This window comes from Pseudochelatococcus lubricantis (assembly GCF_011762225.1).
In the GTDB taxonomy this organism is placed as follows: domain Bacteria; phylum Pseudomonadota; class Alphaproteobacteria; order Rhizobiales; family Beijerinckiaceae; genus Pseudochelatococcus; species Pseudochelatococcus lubricantis.
Genome location: NZ_JAASQI010000004.1, coordinates 354,028 through 372,198 on the forward strand (window position 1 = coordinate 354,028; position 18,171 = coordinate 372,198).

16 protein-coding genes are annotated in these 18,171 nt (G+C 68.2%); 5 read left to right on the plus strand and 11 right to left on the minus strand.

Features of this window, described 5'->3' with window-relative positions; translation table 11 throughout:
- The first annotated feature begins 6 nt into the window (after positions 1-6).
- The 4 genes from FHS82_RS10865 to FHS82_RS10880 all read left to right on the plus strand — a co-directional run bounded on the left by FHS82_RS10865 (position 7) and on the right by FHS82_RS10880 (position 4,170).
- Positions 7-669 carry an amino acid ABC transporter permease gene (locus FHS82_RS10865; protein ID WP_166952339.1) on the plus strand — a complete coding sequence of 221 codons (663 nt, stop codon included), beginning with the start codon at positions 7-9 and terminating at the stop codon, positions 667-669.
- Complete coding sequence (locus FHS82_RS10870; RefSeq protein ID WP_208394187.1) at positions 666-1,439, plus strand: amino acid ABC transporter ATP-binding protein; 774 nt, start codon at positions 666-668, stop codon at positions 1,437-1,439. The genes FHS82_RS10865 and FHS82_RS10870 overlap by 4 nt, the downstream gene beginning before the upstream one ends.
- A 45-nt stretch (positions 1,440-1,484) precedes the next feature.
- Positions 1,485-3,176, plus strand: a complete 1,692-nt coding sequence (locus tag FHS82_RS10875; RefSeq protein ID WP_166952342.1) for a thiamine pyrophosphate-binding protein — start codon at positions 1,485-1,487, stop codon at positions 3,174-3,176.
- A 151-nt stretch (positions 3,177-3,327) separates the two neighbouring features.
- Entirely contained in the window at positions 3,328-4,170 is an 843-nt protein-coding gene (locus FHS82_RS10880) for a PfkB family carbohydrate kinase (protein WP_166952345.1), read from the plus strand.
- Between the two features lie 9 nt (positions 4,171-4,179).
- On the opposite strand, the gene pap is transcribed toward FHS82_RS10880, so the two are convergent.
- The 10 genes from pap to FHS82_RS10930 all read right to left on the minus strand — a co-directional run bounded on the left by pap (position 4,180) and on the right by FHS82_RS10930 (position 15,350).
- Positions 4,180-5,688 (minus strand): polyphosphate:AMP phosphotransferase, encoded by a 1,509-nt coding sequence (gene pap / locus FHS82_RS10885; RefSeq protein WP_166952348.1) that lies wholly within the window; start codon positions 5,686-5,688, stop codon positions 4,180-4,182.
- Positions 5,689-5,787: 99 nt separating this feature from the next.
- Positions 5,788-7,623, minus strand: coding sequence for a V-type ATP synthase subunit A (locus FHS82_RS10890; RefSeq protein ID WP_166952351.1), 1,836 nt, complete (start codon positions 7,621-7,623; stop codon positions 5,788-5,790).
- A complete protein-coding gene (locus FHS82_RS10895) occupies positions 7,620-8,318 on the minus strand; it encodes a DUF2764 family protein (RefSeq protein WP_166952354.1) in 699 nt (232 codons plus the stop codon). Before FHS82_RS10895 ends, FHS82_RS10890 begins: the two co-directional genes overlap by 4 nt.
- On the minus strand, positions 8,315-9,007 hold the full coding sequence (locus FHS82_RS10900) for a hypothetical protein (protein WP_166952357.1): 693 nt from the start codon (positions 9,005-9,007) through the stop codon (positions 8,315-8,317). Before FHS82_RS10900 ends, FHS82_RS10895 begins: the two co-directional genes overlap by 4 nt.
- A 24-nt stretch (positions 9,008-9,031) precedes the next feature.
- Positions 9,032-9,478, minus strand: a complete 447-nt coding sequence (locus FHS82_RS10905; RefSeq protein WP_166952361.1) for an ATP synthase subunit C — start codon at positions 9,476-9,478, stop codon at positions 9,032-9,034.
- A 12-nt stretch (positions 9,479-9,490) separates the two neighbouring features.
- Entirely contained in the window at positions 9,491-11,305 is a 1,815-nt protein-coding gene (locus tag FHS82_RS10910) for a V-type ATP synthase subunit I (protein ID WP_166952364.1), read from the minus strand.
- Positions 11,302-11,943, minus strand: coding sequence for a V-type ATP synthase subunit D (locus tag FHS82_RS10915; RefSeq protein ID WP_166952367.1), 642 nt, complete (start codon positions 11,941-11,943; stop codon positions 11,302-11,304). Before FHS82_RS10915 ends, FHS82_RS10910 begins: the two co-directional genes overlap by 4 nt.
- Positions 11,944-11,957: 14 nt before the next feature.
- Positions 11,958-13,316, minus strand: a complete 1,359-nt coding sequence (locus tag FHS82_RS10920) for a V-type ATP synthase subunit B (protein ID WP_166952369.1) — start codon at positions 13,314-13,316, stop codon at positions 11,958-11,960.
- 199 nt (positions 13,317-13,515) lie between these two features.
- Positions 13,516-14,952 carry a pyruvate kinase gene (pyk, locus tag FHS82_RS10925; RefSeq protein WP_166952372.1) on the minus strand — a complete coding sequence of 479 codons (1,437 nt, stop codon included), beginning with the start codon at positions 14,950-14,952 and terminating at the stop codon, positions 13,516-13,518.
- A 5-nt stretch (positions 14,953-14,957) separates the two neighbouring features.
- Complete coding sequence (locus FHS82_RS10930) at positions 14,958-15,350, minus strand: DUF1036 domain-containing protein (RefSeq protein WP_246225306.1); 393 nt, start codon at positions 15,348-15,350, stop codon at positions 14,958-14,960.
- Positions 15,351-15,720: 370 nt separating this feature from the next.
- Between FHS82_RS10930 and FHS82_RS10935 the strand changes: the two genes are divergently transcribed.
- Positions 15,721-15,978 carry a DUF2312 domain-containing protein gene (locus tag FHS82_RS10935; protein ID WP_166952378.1) on the plus strand — a complete coding sequence of 86 codons (258 nt, stop codon included), beginning with the start codon at positions 15,721-15,723 and terminating at the stop codon, positions 15,976-15,978.
- A gap of 42 nt (positions 15,979-16,020) precedes the next feature.
- Here FHS82_RS10935 and FHS82_RS10940 read toward each other — a convergent pair whose 3' ends face one another.
- Entirely contained in the window at positions 16,021-17,928 is a 1,908-nt protein-coding gene (locus tag FHS82_RS10940; protein WP_166952381.1) for a peptidoglycan L,D-endopeptidase MepK, read from the minus strand.
- Positions 17,929-18,171: the final 243 nt, after the last annotated feature.

Genomic DNA, 18,171 nt, shown 5'->3' on the forward strand with positions numbered 1-18,171 from the left:
CACAATATGTATTCATGGGATTTTTCGGCGCTTCAGCCCTATTGGGGGCTGATCTGGAACGGGCTTGGCACGACGGTCATCTACACGCTCGTCACGGTCGCCGCGGGCGCGGCCATCGGCCTCGTCGTCGGGATACTGCGCCTCAACGCCGCGCGCTGGCTGGACATCCTGCTGAGGGCCTACATCGAGGTGTTCCGCTGCACGCCGCTGCTGGTGCAGCTCGTGTGGGTCTATTACGCGCTGCCGGTGCTGATCGGCGTGGACATGTCCGCGGCCACGGCCTGTTTCATCACGCTCTCGCTCTATGCGGGTTCGTTCTATGCCGAAATCTTCCGTGGCGGCATCCTGGCCGTCGACAAGGGACAGTGGGAGGCCGGTAGGGCCATCGGCATGCGCCGGGGAAAAATTTTCCGGCGCATCATCCTGCCGCAGGCCGTACAGGTGATGATCCCCTCCCTGATCAACCAGACGGTCCTGCAGCTCAAGAACACATCGCTGGTATCCGTCGTCGCGGTGAGCGACCTGCTCTATCAGGGCTCGGTCATCACGGCGGCGAGCTACCGCCCGCTGGAGGTCTATACGGTCATCGCCGTGCTCTACTTCGCCGTCCTGTTTCCGCTGACGCTCGTCGCGGACCGCATCGAAGCCAGAATGGGAGCGCACAAATGAACGGTCAGCAACGGCCCATTCTCGTCGCCGAGGGCATCCACAAGTCCTTCGGCAACCTGCACGTTCTCAAGGGGGCGTCGCTCAAGGTCGCGCCCGGCGAGGTGGTCACGCTCATCGGCGCGAGCGGCTCGGGCAAATCGACGTTCCTGCGCTGCATGAACCTGCTGGAGACGCCGCAGGACGGCTTTCTGGAGATCAACGGCCGCCGCTTCGGCTTTTCGCAGACCGGCGCGCCGCCGCGCGACCGCGAACTCGTCGCGCTGCGCCGCGATGTCGGCATGGTTTTCCAGCACTTCAACCTGTTTCCGCACATGAAGGTGATCGATAACATCATCGAGGGGCCGGTTCAGGCGAAGGGCATCCCGATCGGCGAGGCGCGCGAACACGCGCTCGACCTGCTGTCGAAGGTGGGGCTCGCCGACAAGGCGGACGTCTTTCCCTCCAAGCTTTCGGGCGGGCAGAAGCAGCGCGTGGCCATTGCCCGCGCCCTCGCCATGAAGCCCGATATCATGCTGTTCGACGAGCCGACCTCGGCGCTCGACCCCGAACTGGTGGGAGAGGTGCTGGGCGTCATCAGCGACCTCGCCCGCGACGGCATGACCATGATCCTCGTCACGCACGAAATGGGCTTCGCGGCGGATGTCTCCACCCGCGTCGGATTCATGAACAACGGCGTCATGGCGGAAATTGGCACGCCGGACGAAATCCTGCACCATCCGAAAAACGAGCGGCTCCGGAGCTTTCTCAACCGCTTTCACGCCAACCGCTGACGGGACGGCCAGGTCGTTTCCGCTCAATCTCGGGATTTCAGTACAATGAACATAACGAAAGGGAAGCGCAACGGCGGGCAGATACTCGTCGATGCGTTGCGCATTCACGGGGTGGACCGCGCATTCTGCGTGCCGGGGGAAAGCTATCTGGCCGTGCTCGATGCCCTCCATGACGCGCGCGACGCCATCGAGCTGATCGTCTGCCGGCAGGAGGGCGGCGCGTGCTACATGGCGGAGGCCTACGGAAAGCTGACGGGCAAGCCCGGCATCTGCTTCGTCACCCGCGGGCCGGGCGCGACGAACGCCTCCATCGGCGTCCACACCGCCTTTCAGGACTCGACGCCGCTCATCCTCTTCATCGGTCAGGTCGCGCGCGATCAGGCCGAACGGGAGGCGTTTCAGGAGATCGACTACCGCCACATGTTCGGGCATCTGGCGAAATGGGTGGTGGAGATCGACGCCGCCGAGCGGATTCCGGAACTCGTGAGCCAGGCGTTCCACCGGGCGGTCAACGGGCGCCCCGGCCCCGTCGTGGTCGCGCTGCCCGAGGACATGCTGACGGATCTCGCGGAAGCGCGCGACGCGCCCGCCTATGTCCGCACCGAAATCCATCCCGGTCCCGACCAGTTGCAGGAGTTGCACGGACACCTGCAACAGGCGCAGCGCCCCCTCGTCGTCGTGGGCGGCGGCGGGTGGTCGCAGCAGTCCGTCGCCGACATCCGTGCCTTCAGCGAGGGGGCGGGCCTGCCGGTCGCGGCCTCCTTCCGCTGTCAGGACCTCTTCGACAACACGCATCCGCACTACGCGGGCGACCTCGGCATCGCGGCCGGACCCGGGCTTCTTGAGCGGGTCAGGAACAGCGACCTGCTGATCGCCGTCGGCGCCCGCCTCGGCGAGATGACGACGGGCGGCTACACGCTGCTCGACATTCCGGTGCCCCGCCAGCCGCTGGTGCACGTGCATCCGGGCGCGGAGGAACTGGGGCGCGTCTATCACCCGACGCTTGCCATCAACGCCAGCGTCGGCGCCTTCGCCCGGCGCGTGGCGGCGCTCGCGCCCGTCGACTGGTCATACCGGGAGGCGTGGCTGCGGGGGGCGAACGCGGACTATCTGGACAACCTCGCGCATCCGCGCGTTCCCGGCAACGTGCAGATGGGTGACATCATGGCGTGGCTGCGCGCGCACCTGCCCGCCGACGCCATCCTGACGACGGGCGCCGGGAACTACTCGTCCTGGGCACATCGTTTCTACCAGTACCGCACCTACCGCACGCAGCTCGGGCCGACGAACGGCTCCATGGGCTATGGCGTGCCGGCGGCCATCGCCGCCAAGCTCACCGACCGCGCGCGGACGGTGGTCGCCTTCGCCGGCGACGGCTGCTTCCTGATGAACGGGCAGGAGCTGGCGACGGCGGCGCAATACGACGCGCGCATCATCGTGCTCGTCATCAACAACGGCATGTACGGCACCATCCGCATGCATCAGGAGCGCCACTATCCCGGGCGCGTCTCCGGAACGCAGCTCACCAACCCGGATTTCGCGGCCCTTGCCCGGGCCTACGGCCTGCACGGCGAAACGGTGGAGGACACCGCCGCCTTCGCCCCCGCTTTCGAACGCGCCGAACAGTCCGGCAAGCCCGCGCTGATCGAAATCCGCATCGATCCCGAGGCGCTGACACCGCGCCAGAGCCTGAGCCAGATTCGCGAGCAGGCGCTCGCGAAGGGCGGCGCGGCCTGAGGCGGAAAACAGCGGGATCGGGAGGGTGCCTCGCCGAAAAGCCCTCCCGGTCCCTCGCTTCCCCGCGCCGGGTTCTGTATCTTGCACCCGGGTGCCCTGCCGGCATGGCATCCGGACGCAAAATCGCGACGCGACCGGCGAGCGGCATGCAATGGCCAGAATACTCGTTTTGGGACATGTCCATCACGACCGGGTGTGGCGGCTCGACAGGCCGCTCGTGTCCGGCGCGCGCCTCCACTGGCAGACGCGGGAAACACGGCTCGGTGGTGGCGGCTTCAACACAGCCAGCGCACTGCGCAACCTCGGTCATGACGTCGTACTGGCCACGGCGCTGACGGACGACGCCGGCGGGCACGCGGCCATCGCCGCGCTGCGCCGGCTGGGCATCGATACGCGCCATGTCCGGCTCGTCGCGGGTGAGACGCAGCTTGTGGAAATCCTTCTCGATCCAGAGGGCGAACGGACGATCGTCTTCTCCGCCAGCCACGTCCGCCCCGCGATACCGGTGCCGGCGAACGCGGATTTCGACGCAGCCTACATCAACGCGCGGGCCTATGACGAAGCCGGCCTCGCGGCGCTCGAAAGCCTGCCGCTGGTCGTGGCGCAGTTTCCCCTGTCACAGGCCATGCCAATGCCCGCGACCGTCGTGGTGGGATCGCGGGCGGACCTCGCGCCGCGTGCCGCGTCCGACCTGTGGCCGGCGGCGGAGAGGGTCACCGGCGGGCGGGCGGAGTGGCTCGTGCTGACGGACGGGCCAGGCCCGGTCACGGTCACGGACGGCCGGAGCGAAGCCCTCGCCCCCGTGCCGCGCCGCCTCGACCTGCCGGACATGACCGGTGCGGGCGACTGCTTCGCCGCCGGCCTCGTCGCCGCGCTCGCCGGGCGCTCGGCTCTCGACATTGGTCTCCTGCTGGAAGCGGCCGGCGAGGCGAACGCCGCCACGGCGCGCCTGCTGGCCGACCGTGACCGCGTCTTGCCACCCGTCCTTCTTTGACCCGGAACGCTACGACAGGGCGAGTTCCAGGCGATCGGCGACCGTGTTCAGCACTGTGACACGTGCGTAGCGCTTGTCGACGGCGGGCACCAGCGTCCATGGCGCGAGCGGCGTGGATGTGCGGTCCACCATGTCGGTGACGGCTTCCTCGTAAAGATCCCACTTCTCGCGGTTGCGCCAGTCCTCATCCGTGATCTTGAACTGCTTGTAGGGCGTGTCCGCACGCTCCTCGAAGCGGCGAAGCTGCTCTTCCGGGCTGATCGCCAGCCAGAACTTGAGGACGATATAGCCGTTGCGCGTCAACTGGCGCTCGAAGGCGTTGATCTCCCCGTAGGCGCGCGTCCAGTCCGCGACCGAGGCAAAGCCCTCGACGCGCTCCACGAGCACGCGGCCATACCAGCTACGGTCGAAAACAGCCGTCCTGCCTCTGCGCGGGATGTTGCGCCAGAATCGCCAGAGATAGGGACGGGCGAGTTCCTCGTCGGACGGAGCGGCGACGGCGTGCACGCGGAAGTCGCGCGGGTCGAGCGCCTGCCGGAGGCGGCGGATGCAGCCGCCCTTGCCGGCAGCGTCGTTGCCCTCGAACACACAGACGAGGCCGCGTTTGCGGAACGCCTCGGACGAGGTCAGCTCGAAGATGCGGCGCTGATCCTCCCTGAGGCGGTGCTTGTAGTCCTTCGGATCGACGGTCTTCGTCAGATCGATGGCGCCGACGATCGATGGGCGCGGCAGCGGCCGTGTGGCGACCGGGGAGAGCACCCCGGCCCCCGGCGTCGCCTCGGCCGGAGCCTTCGGTTCGGCGGCCGCGAAAGTTGCGCGCATGAGGGCCAGCAGCGCCCGGCCGACGGCAACGTCGCGGTAGCGGGCGTCGGCGGCGGGCACGACGACCCACGGCACCGCATCCGGCGAGACGAGCTGGGCCACTTCCTTCGCGGCCTCATGCAGGCGCTTCTTGTTGTGGGCGGCCGGCACGTCCGCCCATTCCTGCACCAGCGGGTGGCCGAAGCCGCTTTTGCCGCGCGCCTTGCGATAGCGCCGCTCGGCCTCATCCGGATTGAGGTGCAGCCACAGCTTGAGCACGCGGACTCCTTCATGGCCCAGCATGGTCTCATGCTCGCGCGCCACCGCCACGGAGCCGAGAAAACCCTCGCGGTTCAGATGGCCGAGCGCCCGCTCGCGCAACATCAAATGATACCACGAGCCCAGCACGGCGGCGACGCGCCCCTTGGCCGGCACGCCGCGCCAGTAGTACCATTCCTTCGGCCAGTCGTTATTGGTTTTGTCGCGGATATCGATGCCGATCGTTTCGAGATAGCGCGGATCGAGCCACTCGTAGAGCCGGTTCAGCACTTCGCCCTTCCCGGCGCCGTCGGCGCCGTTGATCAGGATCATGATGCTGTGGGTGCCGCGCTCCTGCATCTCCCGCTGGGCATCGAGCAGCTCGTTACGAAGCTGCGCCTCGATTTCCTTGAACTCCTCCTTGCCCAGCTTGTGTTCCAGCCTGACTGAATCGAACACGGTTCTCCCCCCTTTCTTGTTATTGAGCCGGGAAAATTTCTTCATGTTAAAGCGCGTTCCGATCAGATGGAAGCATCTGATCGGAACGCGCTTTAGGCGTCAACTAACCGGCGCGGCGGCGTCGAGCTTCGCGATTTCGTCGAGCAGGCGCGTGGCCTCGTTGGATCCGGGCGCGGCGTAGTTGTAGTTCTTGAACAGGCCGGTAAGCTTCGTGAAATGGCGGCGCACCGCGTCCTTGTCCTCGAAGCCGTAGGGGCGGGTGGCGACGGAGTAGACGAGCGAGAACAGCTCCTTCTGCCGCTCCGGCGAGGCCGAGGAGTCAATCGGGTCGAAGGCGTCCTGCTGGAGGAATACCATGTCGACGAAGCGCGCCGCCTCGGCGGTGACGAAGTCGTCGGTGCTGATGCCCTCCTCGCCCGCCACCTGCTCCATGCGGGCGATCTCGTCGCCGCGCCGCAGCAGTTCGATGAGTTCGGTCACCTGCCCGCTCCAGCCGGCGCCCATGTGCTCCGTGTACCAGCCTTCGAGCTGCTGCCGGTAGCGCGACCACGACTGCAACGGGTCGATGGCCGGATAGAAGCGCTTGTAGGCGCGGTCGTAGGACAGGCCGAGAAAGCACTTGACGGCGGCGAGCGTCGACTGCGTCACCGGCTCCTCGAAATTGCCGCCCGCGGGCGACACCGCGCCGATGATGGTCAGCGCCCCCTTGTCGCCGTCGTTGGTGGCGAGCACGCCGGCGCGCTCATAGACGCCCTTGATCGCGCTGTCGAGATAGGCGGGGAAGGCTTCCTCGCCGGGGATTTCCTCCAGACGCCCGGAAATCTCGCGCATGGCCTGAGCCCAGCGCGACGAACTGTCGGCGATCATCAGGGTGCGCAGGCCCATCTGGCGGTAGTACTCGCCGATAGTAATGCCTGTGTAGATCGAGGCCTCGCGCGAGGCGACCGGCATCGACGACGTGTTGCACACGATCACCGTGCGGTCCATCAGCGAGTTGCCGGTGCGCGGGTCGGTGAGCTGCGGAAACTCGGTGATCGTCTCCACGACCTCGCCGGCGCGCTCGCCGCAGGCGACGAGAATGACCACGTCGACATCGGAATGGCGGGCGAGGAGGTTGAGCAGCACCGTCTTGCCCGCGCCGAACGGGCCGGGGATGCAGGCCGCCCCGCCCTGCACGACGGGGAAGAAGGCGTCGATGATGCGCTGGGTCGTCACCATCGGCTCGTGCGGATAGAGACGGGTGGAATAGCCCTTCGCCAGCAGCCGGCGCGGCAGCGCCTCGCGCACGGGCCACTCCTGCTCCATGGTGATGGTGCGGCTCGCGCCCGAATCCGCCTTGAGGCGCGCGAGCGGTTCGTCGATGGTCATGGAGCCGTCGCGGATCCAGTCGATCGTCACCGTCTCGTCGAGGCCGAACGGCACCATGATCTTGTGGGTGATCGGCCCTTCCGGCACGAGGCCGAGCACGTCGCCCGCCTTCACCCTGTCGCCGACCCGCCGCGTGGCGGTGAAGGCCCATTTCGCTACCCTGTCGAGGCCCGGCACCTCGACGCCGCGCGGCAGGAACACGCCATGCCCTGCCGCCAGCCCTTCCAGCGGATTCTGGAGGCCGTCGTAGACCTGTCCCAGCAGGCCGGGGCCGAGGCGGATCGACAACTGGCGGCCAGTCTGCTCAACGGGGTCGCCGAGGCCGACGCCGACCGTGCTCTCGAACACCTGCGCGTCGGCGGTGTCGCCCTGCACGCGCAGCACCTCGCCCTTCAGCCGCTGGTCAGGCGCGCGGGCGGGACGGATGTAGATCACCTCGTTCTTCACCAGGCGGCCCTCGTCGGGGTCGTTCAGCCGCAGGCGGATGATGTCCTCCTGCACCGCGACCACGGTCGCCGTCGGCGTCGCGACGCGGGATGAGCTGTCGGCGGAAACTGGTCCGGTCATGTCACGGCCTCGCGGTTGGGAAGGGCGTCGTCGAGCGCCTCGTCGAGCAGGCGGGTGAAGCGCGATGTGGCGGCGGCGGTGTCGTATTGCGCCCAGTTGTTCACGATGGCCCAACGCAGCAGATAGATGGCGACGGCTTCGATATCGAAGGAATGCGCATCCGCGTAACGCCCGGCCGCGGTCCACACCGCCTGCAGGATCACCCGTTCGAGGCCGGCGGTGTCGCCGCTCTCCAGCTTCTCGCGCGCCAGCCCCACCCACGGAAAGGCGCGCGCGATGCCGAAAGCCGGGTCGCTCCAGTTGGCGCGGATCGTGTTCACGAAGCGGCCGTAGCCCCAGCGCACATGGGCGGCGGGCGCATCCTCCCCGGCGTGCCGGCGGCGCAGGGCGGCGATGACGGTGCGGATTTCCAGCCTGTCACGTACCAGATCGCGAAGAACTTCGCTCTCCAGCGAGGCGACCACCTGCTCCGCGCGCGCAAGCACGGTCGCGTCCTCGTCCTCCGCCTGGATGCGCTCCCACGCGATGATGCCGGCCATGGCCTCCAGCTGCGCCCGGTCCTGCGGCGTCAGTATCGCCAGCCGCTCCTCGATCTGAAGCCAGTTTATCGGCGGGGATTGCGCCTCCAGGAACCCGCCAAGATCGGGCAGGCTCGCCACCAGCATGACGTAGGGGTCCGCCCGCGACCCGTTCATTTCACGACGCCTTCCAGCAGCGCGCGGAATCGCGGCTGCAGATGGGCGAGGATCATGTCCGCCACCGCCTGATCCGTGAGATCGACGGAGACGCCCCTGTCCAGAAGCTGGATGCGCAGCCCGCCGGCATCGTCGTCCGCGCGCGCGAAGGTCACGCCCTCGCGCAGCATGGCGGCGGCGGAGGCGGCGGCGAAATGCGTCAGCGATCCCTCCTTCAGCTCCTCGGGCCGGCGGCGCAATTCGTCGAGCCCCACGGCTGCGCGCGGCAGCTGGAACACTACTTCCTGCGAGCGGTCCACGCCCGCCTCCTCCCGCACGCGCCCGGCGACGGCCAGGATCATGCGTTTCAGCAGCTCCTCGTCGCGCATGGCGGCGGAAACCGTCTTGGCGACGTCGCCCGCGAAACGGCGCGAGAGATAGTCCTTGAGGTCCAGCACGGTATCGCGGGCGGCGGCCTTCAGCGCATCCTCGCCGGCGCGCTGAAGGTTGGCGGCCTCGCGGCGCGCCTTTTCCAGCATGCCGGCGGCCTGCTCCTCCGCCTCTTCGACGGTGGCGCGGGCCAGCACCTGCGCCTCGCCGACGATGCGCTCCGCCTCGGTGCGGCCGGCACCCACGCCCTCATCCCGCAGGCGGGCGATCAGCGCCTCGACGCCCGATGCCGTGCGCTGCGCTCCTGTCTTTTCAGCCATGTGGCTCCCCTCCCCGTTGCGGGATCACGATGCGATGCTGCCCGCCAGCACGAGCGCGAAGACGAAAGCGAACACCTGGAAGCCCTCGACGATCGCCGCCGGCGCAAGGCTCAGGCCGAAGATCTCCGGCTTGTTCTTGGAGGCCGCGATGGCGCTGGCGCACACACGCCCCTGCCACATGCCGGAATAGAGCAGCACGATACCCGTGAGGAAGCCGATGCCGAACAGCGCCCCGCCGTTTTCAGGCGTGATCGGCTGCTGCAGCGAGAACATCACCACGATGCCATAGATCACGTTCGACGACGGCATGAGGGAGACACCCAGATAGCGCCCGTAGTTGCTGTCCGTCTCCAGCATGGCGCCGATGGCCGCCTGCCCGGCCAGCGCCACGCCGATGGCGCTGCCGAGCGCGCCAAGCCCCATCGGCGCGAACACGCCAAGCCACCCGAGAGCGATGATGAACTCGTTCATTGACTGCCTCTTTCATTTGGCGTGTACGGACGGCGCAGCGGCCGCCCGTCTGGCGAAGGCACGGAAGGGGTAACCTTCGTCGGTCAACCCCCAACTGAAGAACTCGATGAAGTTGAGCCGCAGGCCGTGCACCACGCCGCTCATCAGGCCGAGCAGGAGGTTGACGCCATGGCCGAGCACCAGCACCATGATCGCCAGCAGCGTGCCGATCCCCGGGTTGTCGCCGCGCATTTCCAGCGCCAGCGAATTGAACGTGGCGGCGAGCGACGCGCTCGCGAGCCCCAGCGCAAACAGCCGCAGATAGCTGAGGATGTCGCCGAAGATCTTGGTGATGCCCGTGAGCGCGAGAATGCCGGAGAGCGCACGCTTGCCCCAGCCGGCAGCATCGTTCCCGGGTTGCTCCATCGCCCCGCCGACGGCAACCGCGACAAGACCGCCGAGGAACACGACCGACGTCAGCGAGGTCGCCACCGTCTCCCCCTCGCCGAGCCACATGAGAAAGCCCGCCCAGATGGTCGCGATCCAGCCGAGCGCGGTGACCGTCTTGCCCGTGCCGCGATTCACCCATGCGACAGTGCCGAGCGCCACCGTGAGATGAAGCACGCCGATGCCGATCGACAGGTGCATCATCGCATCGAAATCGCGCACGTCGATCACCGCGATCCGGGCCATCAGACTGCCCGCGGGCGGATGCAGGCCGAACCAGGAGCCGGCCAGCAGGCCGTAGACGAAGGAGACGGACGCAAGCGTCGCCAGCAGCACGCGGCCGCGCCTCAGCGCCGGGGTCTTGCCGAGCCTGCTCCAGAATACGGCCACGAGCACCGCGATGATCGCGGAATAGCCCGCATCCGCCACGATCATGGCGAAGAAGGCGGCGAAGGACACGAAGACGATCAGGCTGGGGTCCCAGCTACGATAGGCCGGACTTGTGTAGAACATGGTCAGGTCGGCACCGCTCGCCACCTGCGCGGGCGGGCGCAGCAGCGTCGGCGGCCGGTCGGCCGGCGACGGTTCCTCGACGACGAGGGCGAGCCCCCGCCGCTGCGCGAACTCCTCCAGCTTTTCCACGGCGTCCGCGGGCACCCAGCCCTGCAGGGCGAAGACCTGCTCGTCGTCGTAGGTCTGTTCGGCGACGGCGCGCCGCTCGTCGCTGTCCGCCGCGTCCGCCAGACGCAGGCCGAGCGCGAGGCGCCAGCGGGTGAGTTCCGCGCGCCTGACCTCGGCTTCCTCGATCGCGAACTCGGTGTCCTCAAGCCCCACCCGCAGGTCGCCCAGCGGCACGCTGCCCGTGCGCGAGCGCGGCACCGGCAGCACGTCGACGGGCGGCTCATCCGGCGAGACGACGGCGACGAAAAGCGTCGTCGGCCCCTTGCCGACGATTTGCCACGGCAGTTCCACCTGCTTCAGCGCCGGCCGCTCGCTGATGGGCAGGGCATAGAACCACAGCCGCTGGCCGCCGATGTCGTCGACCGGCGGCAGGCTGAAATCGCCCCATTGCTCCAGCGTGGCGATCCGCTGTTCCAGCGCGTCGCGGCGGTCGCGCAGCTGGCGCAGGCGGGCGCGGTTGGCGACGATCTCCTCGACCACCGCCGCCTGGTCGAGATCGGTCGTGGGCCGGAACGGGCGCAGCTTGTAAGGCGCTTCCTCAAGATGGCGAAACGCCGTTTCCGTACGCCGGCGAAGCACCGGGTCCTCCGGCGCGAGCGTGCCCGGCTGGCGCAGCGGAATGAGATGCACGACGCCGAGGTCCTGCAAGCCGGCGAAGATCGCTTCCTTCTCGCCGACCAGCCCGCAAAGGGTGATACGGCGCATGGGGACGATGCTCATACGCCGCCCTCCCCGTCGCTGCCGCCAGTCGCGCCCCCGAACTTGTGTTCCTCGCGCTTTTTCTTGGCGAGCTTGGCGCCGACGACCGCGGCCCGCTCGTTGTCGCCCACCGCCACGAGAATGCGGCGGATGTTCTTTTCCGCCTGCGGTATCAATATCTTGTCGAAAAGGTTGACGCGCTGCGTTGTGCGTGTCACCGCCTTGTCGAGCAGCGCGACGCCGCGCTCGGCGACCTCCGCCTCGATGCGCAGCCGCGCCGCCTCCGCCAGCCGGCGCACCGCGTCGTCCACCCAGTGCGGACGGGCGAAGCGGCCGTAGGGGCGGATCGTGATCGTGATGTCCTCGACCACGGGCAGCCGGACGCCGGCGACGTTCCTTTCGCCGATGCGCACGGCTTCGACCTTCACCAGCCCTTTCAGGTCAATGCGCCGGTCCGCCAGCATGGGGATGGCGGCGCCGGCCTCGACCACGGCCCGCTCGGCCGCCGCCCGCGTCTCGCGGCTGGCGGCGCGCGCCTTGTTGCGCTCGGCCATCAGTTGCTGGCGCTTGAGATCGAGCGCGGGCAGGAAACGGCGGCTCGCCGCGAGACTGTCCTTCTCACGCGCCAGCTGCGCCTTGCTGAGGGGAATTTGCGCCATGGGCCGGGACTCCCTCAGGCGGCTTGCGGATAGTATTTGTCAAGAAGATTCTGGCGTATCAGCAGCTCTTCCGGCGAGAAGCACTCGGCCATGGTGCGCCAGCCGAGATCGAGCGCCTGCTCCAGCGTGAGCGAGGCGGAGATGTCCATGAACCGTTCCTTGAACAGGCCGCCGAACCGCACCAGCCGCTCGTCGTAATCCGAAAGTTCGAACGCCATCGCCTGCTTGCGCTCGGCCTCCCGCGCGCCGGCATAGAGGCGGATCATGGTGTTCATCACCGCCGAATGGTCCTCGCGCGTTTCCTTGCCGATGACGTGCTGCTTGAGGCGCGACAGCGAGCCGAACGGGTCGATGACACCGTCGTGCAGGTAGAACTGGCCTTCCGTGATATAGCCCGTGTTGTCGGGCACCGGATGGGTGACATCGCCGCCCGGCATCGTGGTAACGGTCAGGATCGTCACCGATCCGGCGCCGTGGAAGACGGCGGCCTTCTCGTAGCGGCGCGCGAGCTGCGAATAGAGGTCGCCCAGATAGCCGCGGTTGGATGGCACGCGCTCCATCGCCACGCCCACCTCCTTGAGCGCATCGGCGAAGGCGGTCATGTCGGTGAGCAGCACGAGCACGCGCTTCTTTTCCTCGACGGCGAACTTCTCGGCCACGGCCAGCGCCATGTCCGGCACGAGCAGGCGTTCGAGCGGCGGGTCGGCGGCCTGGTTGACGAACATGACCGTGCGCGAGAACACGCCCGCATCCTCGAACGTGGAGCGAAAGCGCCAATAGTCGTCGAAGGTGAGCCCCAACCCGCCGAACACCACGATGTCGGCATCCGCCTGCACGCCGATGCGCGCGAGCAGCGCGTCGTAAGGCTCCCCCGCCCGCGAGAAGATCGGGATCTTCTGGCTTTCGACCAGGCAGTTGAACACGTCGATCATCGGCACGTCCGTGCGGATCATCCGCGAGGCGAGCGCGCGCCGCGCCGGATTGACCGACGGCCCGCCGATCTCGACCTGCGGCTCGTAGCCGAGCGAGGGACCGCCATCCGACACGCGCCCGTCACCGGAGAAGACGCGGCCGAGGATGTTGCCCGAAAACGCCACCCGCGGCGCGTGCCCGAGGAACCGCGCCTTCGAGCGCGTGGAAAGCCCCTGAGTGCCGCCGAACACCTGCAGCGACACCTCGCCCGCATCCAGCCGCACCACCTGCGCCAGACGCGCCCCGCCGGCTATTCCGCCCTCGTCCTCGCTGATGACAGCCAGATCGCCGTAGCGAGGCCCGTCGGGGTCCTCACCGACGGCGGCGGACGGCAAGGCAATGCGCACAACCTCTCCGACAATCGACAGAACTCTATCATAGTGGATCGAGAGTGCGCTCATCAGTCGATGCCCTTCCGGTTCTCTTCGGCGCTACATACAGGCATTCCACAGAGAATAAAAATTAAATCTGTCTGGCGCCACGGTACAACCGGCAAAACCGGACCCGGCCACTATATTTAGCCGGGCAATCCACATTGCGGCGAATCAATACTTGCCAAAGACCCGGATGTTCTTTCGCAAGGCCGGGCGGGGCGCGCCTTCAGCGCCCGCTGCCGGTCGAGGCGATGCGGATGGTGTTGGTCGCCCCCGGACGGCCGAAAGGTACGCCGGCGACGACGGCAATGCGCTGTCCGGGCTGCGTGAACCCTTCCGCAACGCTGATCTCGCAGGCGCGCCGCGCCATGTCGTCGACGTCGCGCGCGTCCGCCGTCACGATGGGATGAACGCCCCAGGCCAGCGTCAGACGGCGCGCGGTTTCCACGTTGGGCGTCAACGCCAGCACGGATGTGAGCGGCCGCTCACGCGCGATGCGCAGGCCCGTCGCGCCCGAAAAGCTCCACGCCACGATGGCGGGCAGCCGGAGCGTCTCCGCCATGGAGCGCGCGCCGGCAGCGATGGCGTCGGCGGTCGTCGCCTCCGGCTCCGCCCGCTGGCCGTTGATGATGAGAGGATAGTTGCCGTCGCTCTCGACCTCGACGGCGATGCGATCCATCGTGGCGACCGCCTCCAGCGGATAGCGGCCGGCGGCGCTCTCCGCCGACAGCATCACGGCGTCCGCGCCCTCGAAGACGGCAGTCGCCACGTCCGACACCTCGGCGCGCGTCGGCACCGGCGCCGAGATCATGGATTCGAGCATCTGCGTCGCCACGACGACGGGCTTCCCGAGCGCACGCGCCGCGCGGGTAATGCGCTTCTGGATGCCGGGCACCTTTTCGAGCGGCATCTCGACGCCGAGATCACCGCGCGCCACCATCAACCCGTCCGCGGCCTCCATGATCTCGTCGAGATGCATCACGGCCTGCGGCTTTTCGATCTTGGCCATGACCAGTGCGCGCCCCTTGGCGATCTTGCGCACGTCGGCGATGTCCTCCGGCCGCTGGACGAAGGACAGCGCGATCCAGTCCACGCCCAGCGCCACCGCCGCCTCGATATCGGCGAGGTCCTTTTCCGTCATGGCGGAAACAGGGATCGTGGTGTCCGGAAGGCTCACGCCCTTGCGGTTCGACACGCTGCCGCCGACGATGACCCGCGTCCTGGCCGTCACCTTGCCGCGTGTCCGCGTGACCGCGGTCGTCTCCAGCCGCACCTTGCCGTCGTCGATGAGGATGGCGTCGCCGGGCGCCAGCGCCTGCAGGATTTCCGGATGCGGCAGGCAGACGCGCGTCGCGTCGCCCGGACGCTTGCTGCTGTCGAGCACGAATTCCGCGCCGGTGTCGAGCATCACCCGCTCGTCGGCGAAGAGGCCGACGCGCAACTTCGGGCCCTGCAGGTCGACAAGGATGCCGATCGGCCGGCCGAACCGCGCCTCGACCTCCCGGATGGCCGCGACCCGCTCGCGCAGCGCCTCATGCGACGTGTGGCTCATGTTGATGCGGAACACATCCACGCCCGCCTCGAAAAGGCGCGCGATCATTTCCTCTCCGTTCGACGCGGGGCCGAGCGTGGCGACGATCTTAGTGCGCCTGGCGCGTTTCATCCGTATTACTCCCTCTGTTGATTCTGCTCCGTGAGCTGGATCGTCCAGCTTTTCTGCTGGCCGGTGTCGACCTCGAAGAAGCCGGTGCGGTCGAACCCCCGCGCCAGGCAATCCTCAACGCCGCGAATGGTGAATTCCTTCTCGCGCGTGCACATCAGCGACTTGCCGGACCATTCGCCGCCACGGTCGTAGTCGACGGCGTGGATGTAGTAATAGCGGGCGGCGAGCGGGCCGCTCACCAGCGTCTCGCAATCGCGCACGCCGAGGTTCCACCACCCCTCCGTCAGCCATCCGCGGCCGTCGCGGTATCCGAGTGCGACGCCGATGCGGCTCGTGGTCATGTTGCAGATTCGCAGATCCGCCCGCGCCGCGCCGGTGGCGAGCAGCGTGAGGCCCATGCCCAGCAGACCGGCGACGAGCACGGACGACACACAACGGTGGGCGGACGGCGGAACGGAAACGCGGACCATGGTGGCTCTACTCTCCTGCCCGGGCGGCTGCCGGGCGCGACGGTGAACGGACGGCCGGACTGTTGTGGCCAATCCGCACGGATGCTGTCAACGACCGGCCGCGCGCCGCAAGCGATTTCGCGTTGGCGAAGCGCTGCGAGCCTGCTTATACAAATTCTGCCGCGCCCGGCACCCCGGCCTGCGGCGATGCCGCGCCGGCTTGACCGAATTTCAACACGTTTGACGCATTGAAGATCGGCACCGGTTTTAGCCGGCACGCAGTTTCCGGGCTTATGCCCCCAGTCACGAGCAAGGATACATGGTCACAGACGTAGCCGACAGCGGCGTCGCCGCGGACGAACTGAAGCAGTTCATCGAACGAATCGAACGCCTTGAGGAAGAGAAAGCAGCCATCGCCGGCGACATCAAGGAAGTCTACGCGGAACTGAAGGGTCGCGGCTTCGACGCCAAGGCGATTCGCAAGATCGTGCAGATTCGCAAGAAGCCGGTGGAAGAGCGCGCCGAGGAGGATGCAATCCTCGAACTCTATCTCCAGGCGCTGGGCATGCAGGCCTGATGCCGGCCCGCCGTGCGTCCGGGGACGCACGGCGAACGCGGCTCACTGATTGAAGCGGGCAACCGGAAGCGGCCTGACCGCCGGGCCGGTGAAGCTGTTCGTCGACAGTTCCGACGCATCCTTCGAGAAGCCCATCTGGACGACAACCGCCGGAGGCGCTGCCTGAACGGGGGCAGGAGCGCGCGCGGCGGGTTTCGCCGCCGTTACGCGCGCCGTGCTCACCTTCGCGCGCGGCGACGGCGCCGTATCGGTCACGGCCATGGCGAAGAGCTGGCGCAGCGCGCTACGCTCGTCGCTGGCGCCGGTCGGCGCCGCCTTGGGCGGCAGCGACGGCGTCACCCGCGCGGGTGCGGGCGCAGGCGCAGGCACCGGTGCGGCCGCGACAGCCAGTGCCGAAGTCGCTACGGGGCGGGCGGGCGGCAGGGGATGCCGCACGAGCGCCGGGGCCGCATAGGCGAGGGCCGCGGTCTGGATCGACGTGTCGACGCCCGCCGGATCACGCCCGCCGGCGGAAGCGGCGGCGATGGCGGCAAGGGCGCTCTTGCCCGTGTCCCCGCCGGCGGCGGCGGCCTGCTCCGGCACGAGTTCGCCGGGGCGAACCGGCGGCTGCGGCACGAATGCCAACGGGAGGCCGGCGACGACCATGGCAGGCTCCGCCGCCCCTGCATCCGGACGGCGCGGCGGTAGCGGCAGCGTGGCGAGGGCCGACGTGGCGGCGGCGGGCGCGGCGATGCCCGGCGCAGGCACCTCGATCGCGGGCGCTTCCGGCGCGGCGACCGGGCGCGCGACCGGCAGCGGCCCGTCGAAGCTGGCGACGGGAACCTCACGCGCGGCTGGCGCAATCGGCGTGATCGGCACGTTGCGCGCGATGACAAGCGGCGTGGAGGGCAGCGACGGGACCGGCGCGGGCGGGATCGGCGCGAGCGCCGGTGGCGGAGGAGCCGGCGCCGGAGCTGGAGGCGGCGGAGGGGCTGGCTGCCGAACCGGCGTAACGGCCGGCGGGGGTGCCGGCGGTTGTGGCGCGGGCGCCTGCCGTGCCGGTGCGGGCGCGGTGTTGCGCGCCTGGCTGCTCACGAAAAAGCTGCGGGCATCGCCATCGTCATCGTAGGCGGCCGGCTGGCTGCGCGACGCGGAAGCCACCACCTGGCGGCGCGAGGAGGTGTCGGCAACCTGTGCATCCTCCTCCTCGTCGGCGCCGCCGAACAGCATCGCCCACAGGCTGCGGCGCCGCTGCGGCTGCTCGGCCGCTGCCGTGATGTCCGCAGCGCTCATGCCGGGCACGAGGTCGCCGCGCGAGACGATCATCTGCCTTGCAGCCTCATAACCTTCGAACGGCCGCCCGTCAGCCGGCAAATGAACGGTTTTTCCGTCCGGGAAAAGACGGGCGAGCTGGCTGCGCGGCATCCGCGGCCAGGACCGCACGGAGCCGGAGTCGAGATGGACGAACGGCACGTTGGGATAATAGCCGACGCCGCCCCTCTGCAGGCGCATTCCGATGGTGCGCACCCGCGCCATGTCCGCATCGGGGAGCTGGAAGTCGAGCGCGCGGCCCTGCATGTGCTGGCTGTTCTTCGCCACGGCGCTGGAGCGCCGGCGCAGCATGGCGTTGGTCTTGGGCGAGCGATAGGCCGACAGCACGCGGACGGCGCCGTTCGATCCCGCCTCACGCTGTGCCGCCCAGACGATATCGAACAGCTTCGGGTCCATCGATGTGGTTTCGTCGTTGCGCCAGTCGCGCAGGAACCAGTTGAGCTTCTGGAGTTCGCCCCGTTCGTAGCGGCCGTTGCGGCGGAAGGTGACGGTCAGCGATTCGCGGGTGTGCGTGTGATAGAGGGACAGCGTGCGCGTATCACCGTTGGCGACGGCATTCTGAAGGCCCTCGGTTCCCGCGACCAGCGTCACCGCGACGGTCACAACTCCCAAAGCGCCGTAACACGCCCACTTCAACATGCTTCCGAATCCTCCTGCGAGGGCGGTGTCGGCTTTCCAGTTGATCAGCGGCGTCATCAGCCGTGTGCGCGTCGAATGCACAAGAAAACTCGCCCGTTGCACGGCTGCCCGCGATAACCGCGATGGCCGTCGTTACGATTGATCGACTCGGAGGAACCGCGATTCCCCACCGTCGGACTCTTGCCCAGATGCGTTAACGAGAAGTTAGCTTTACCCGGAAAAATCATCAACCTGTTGCACACA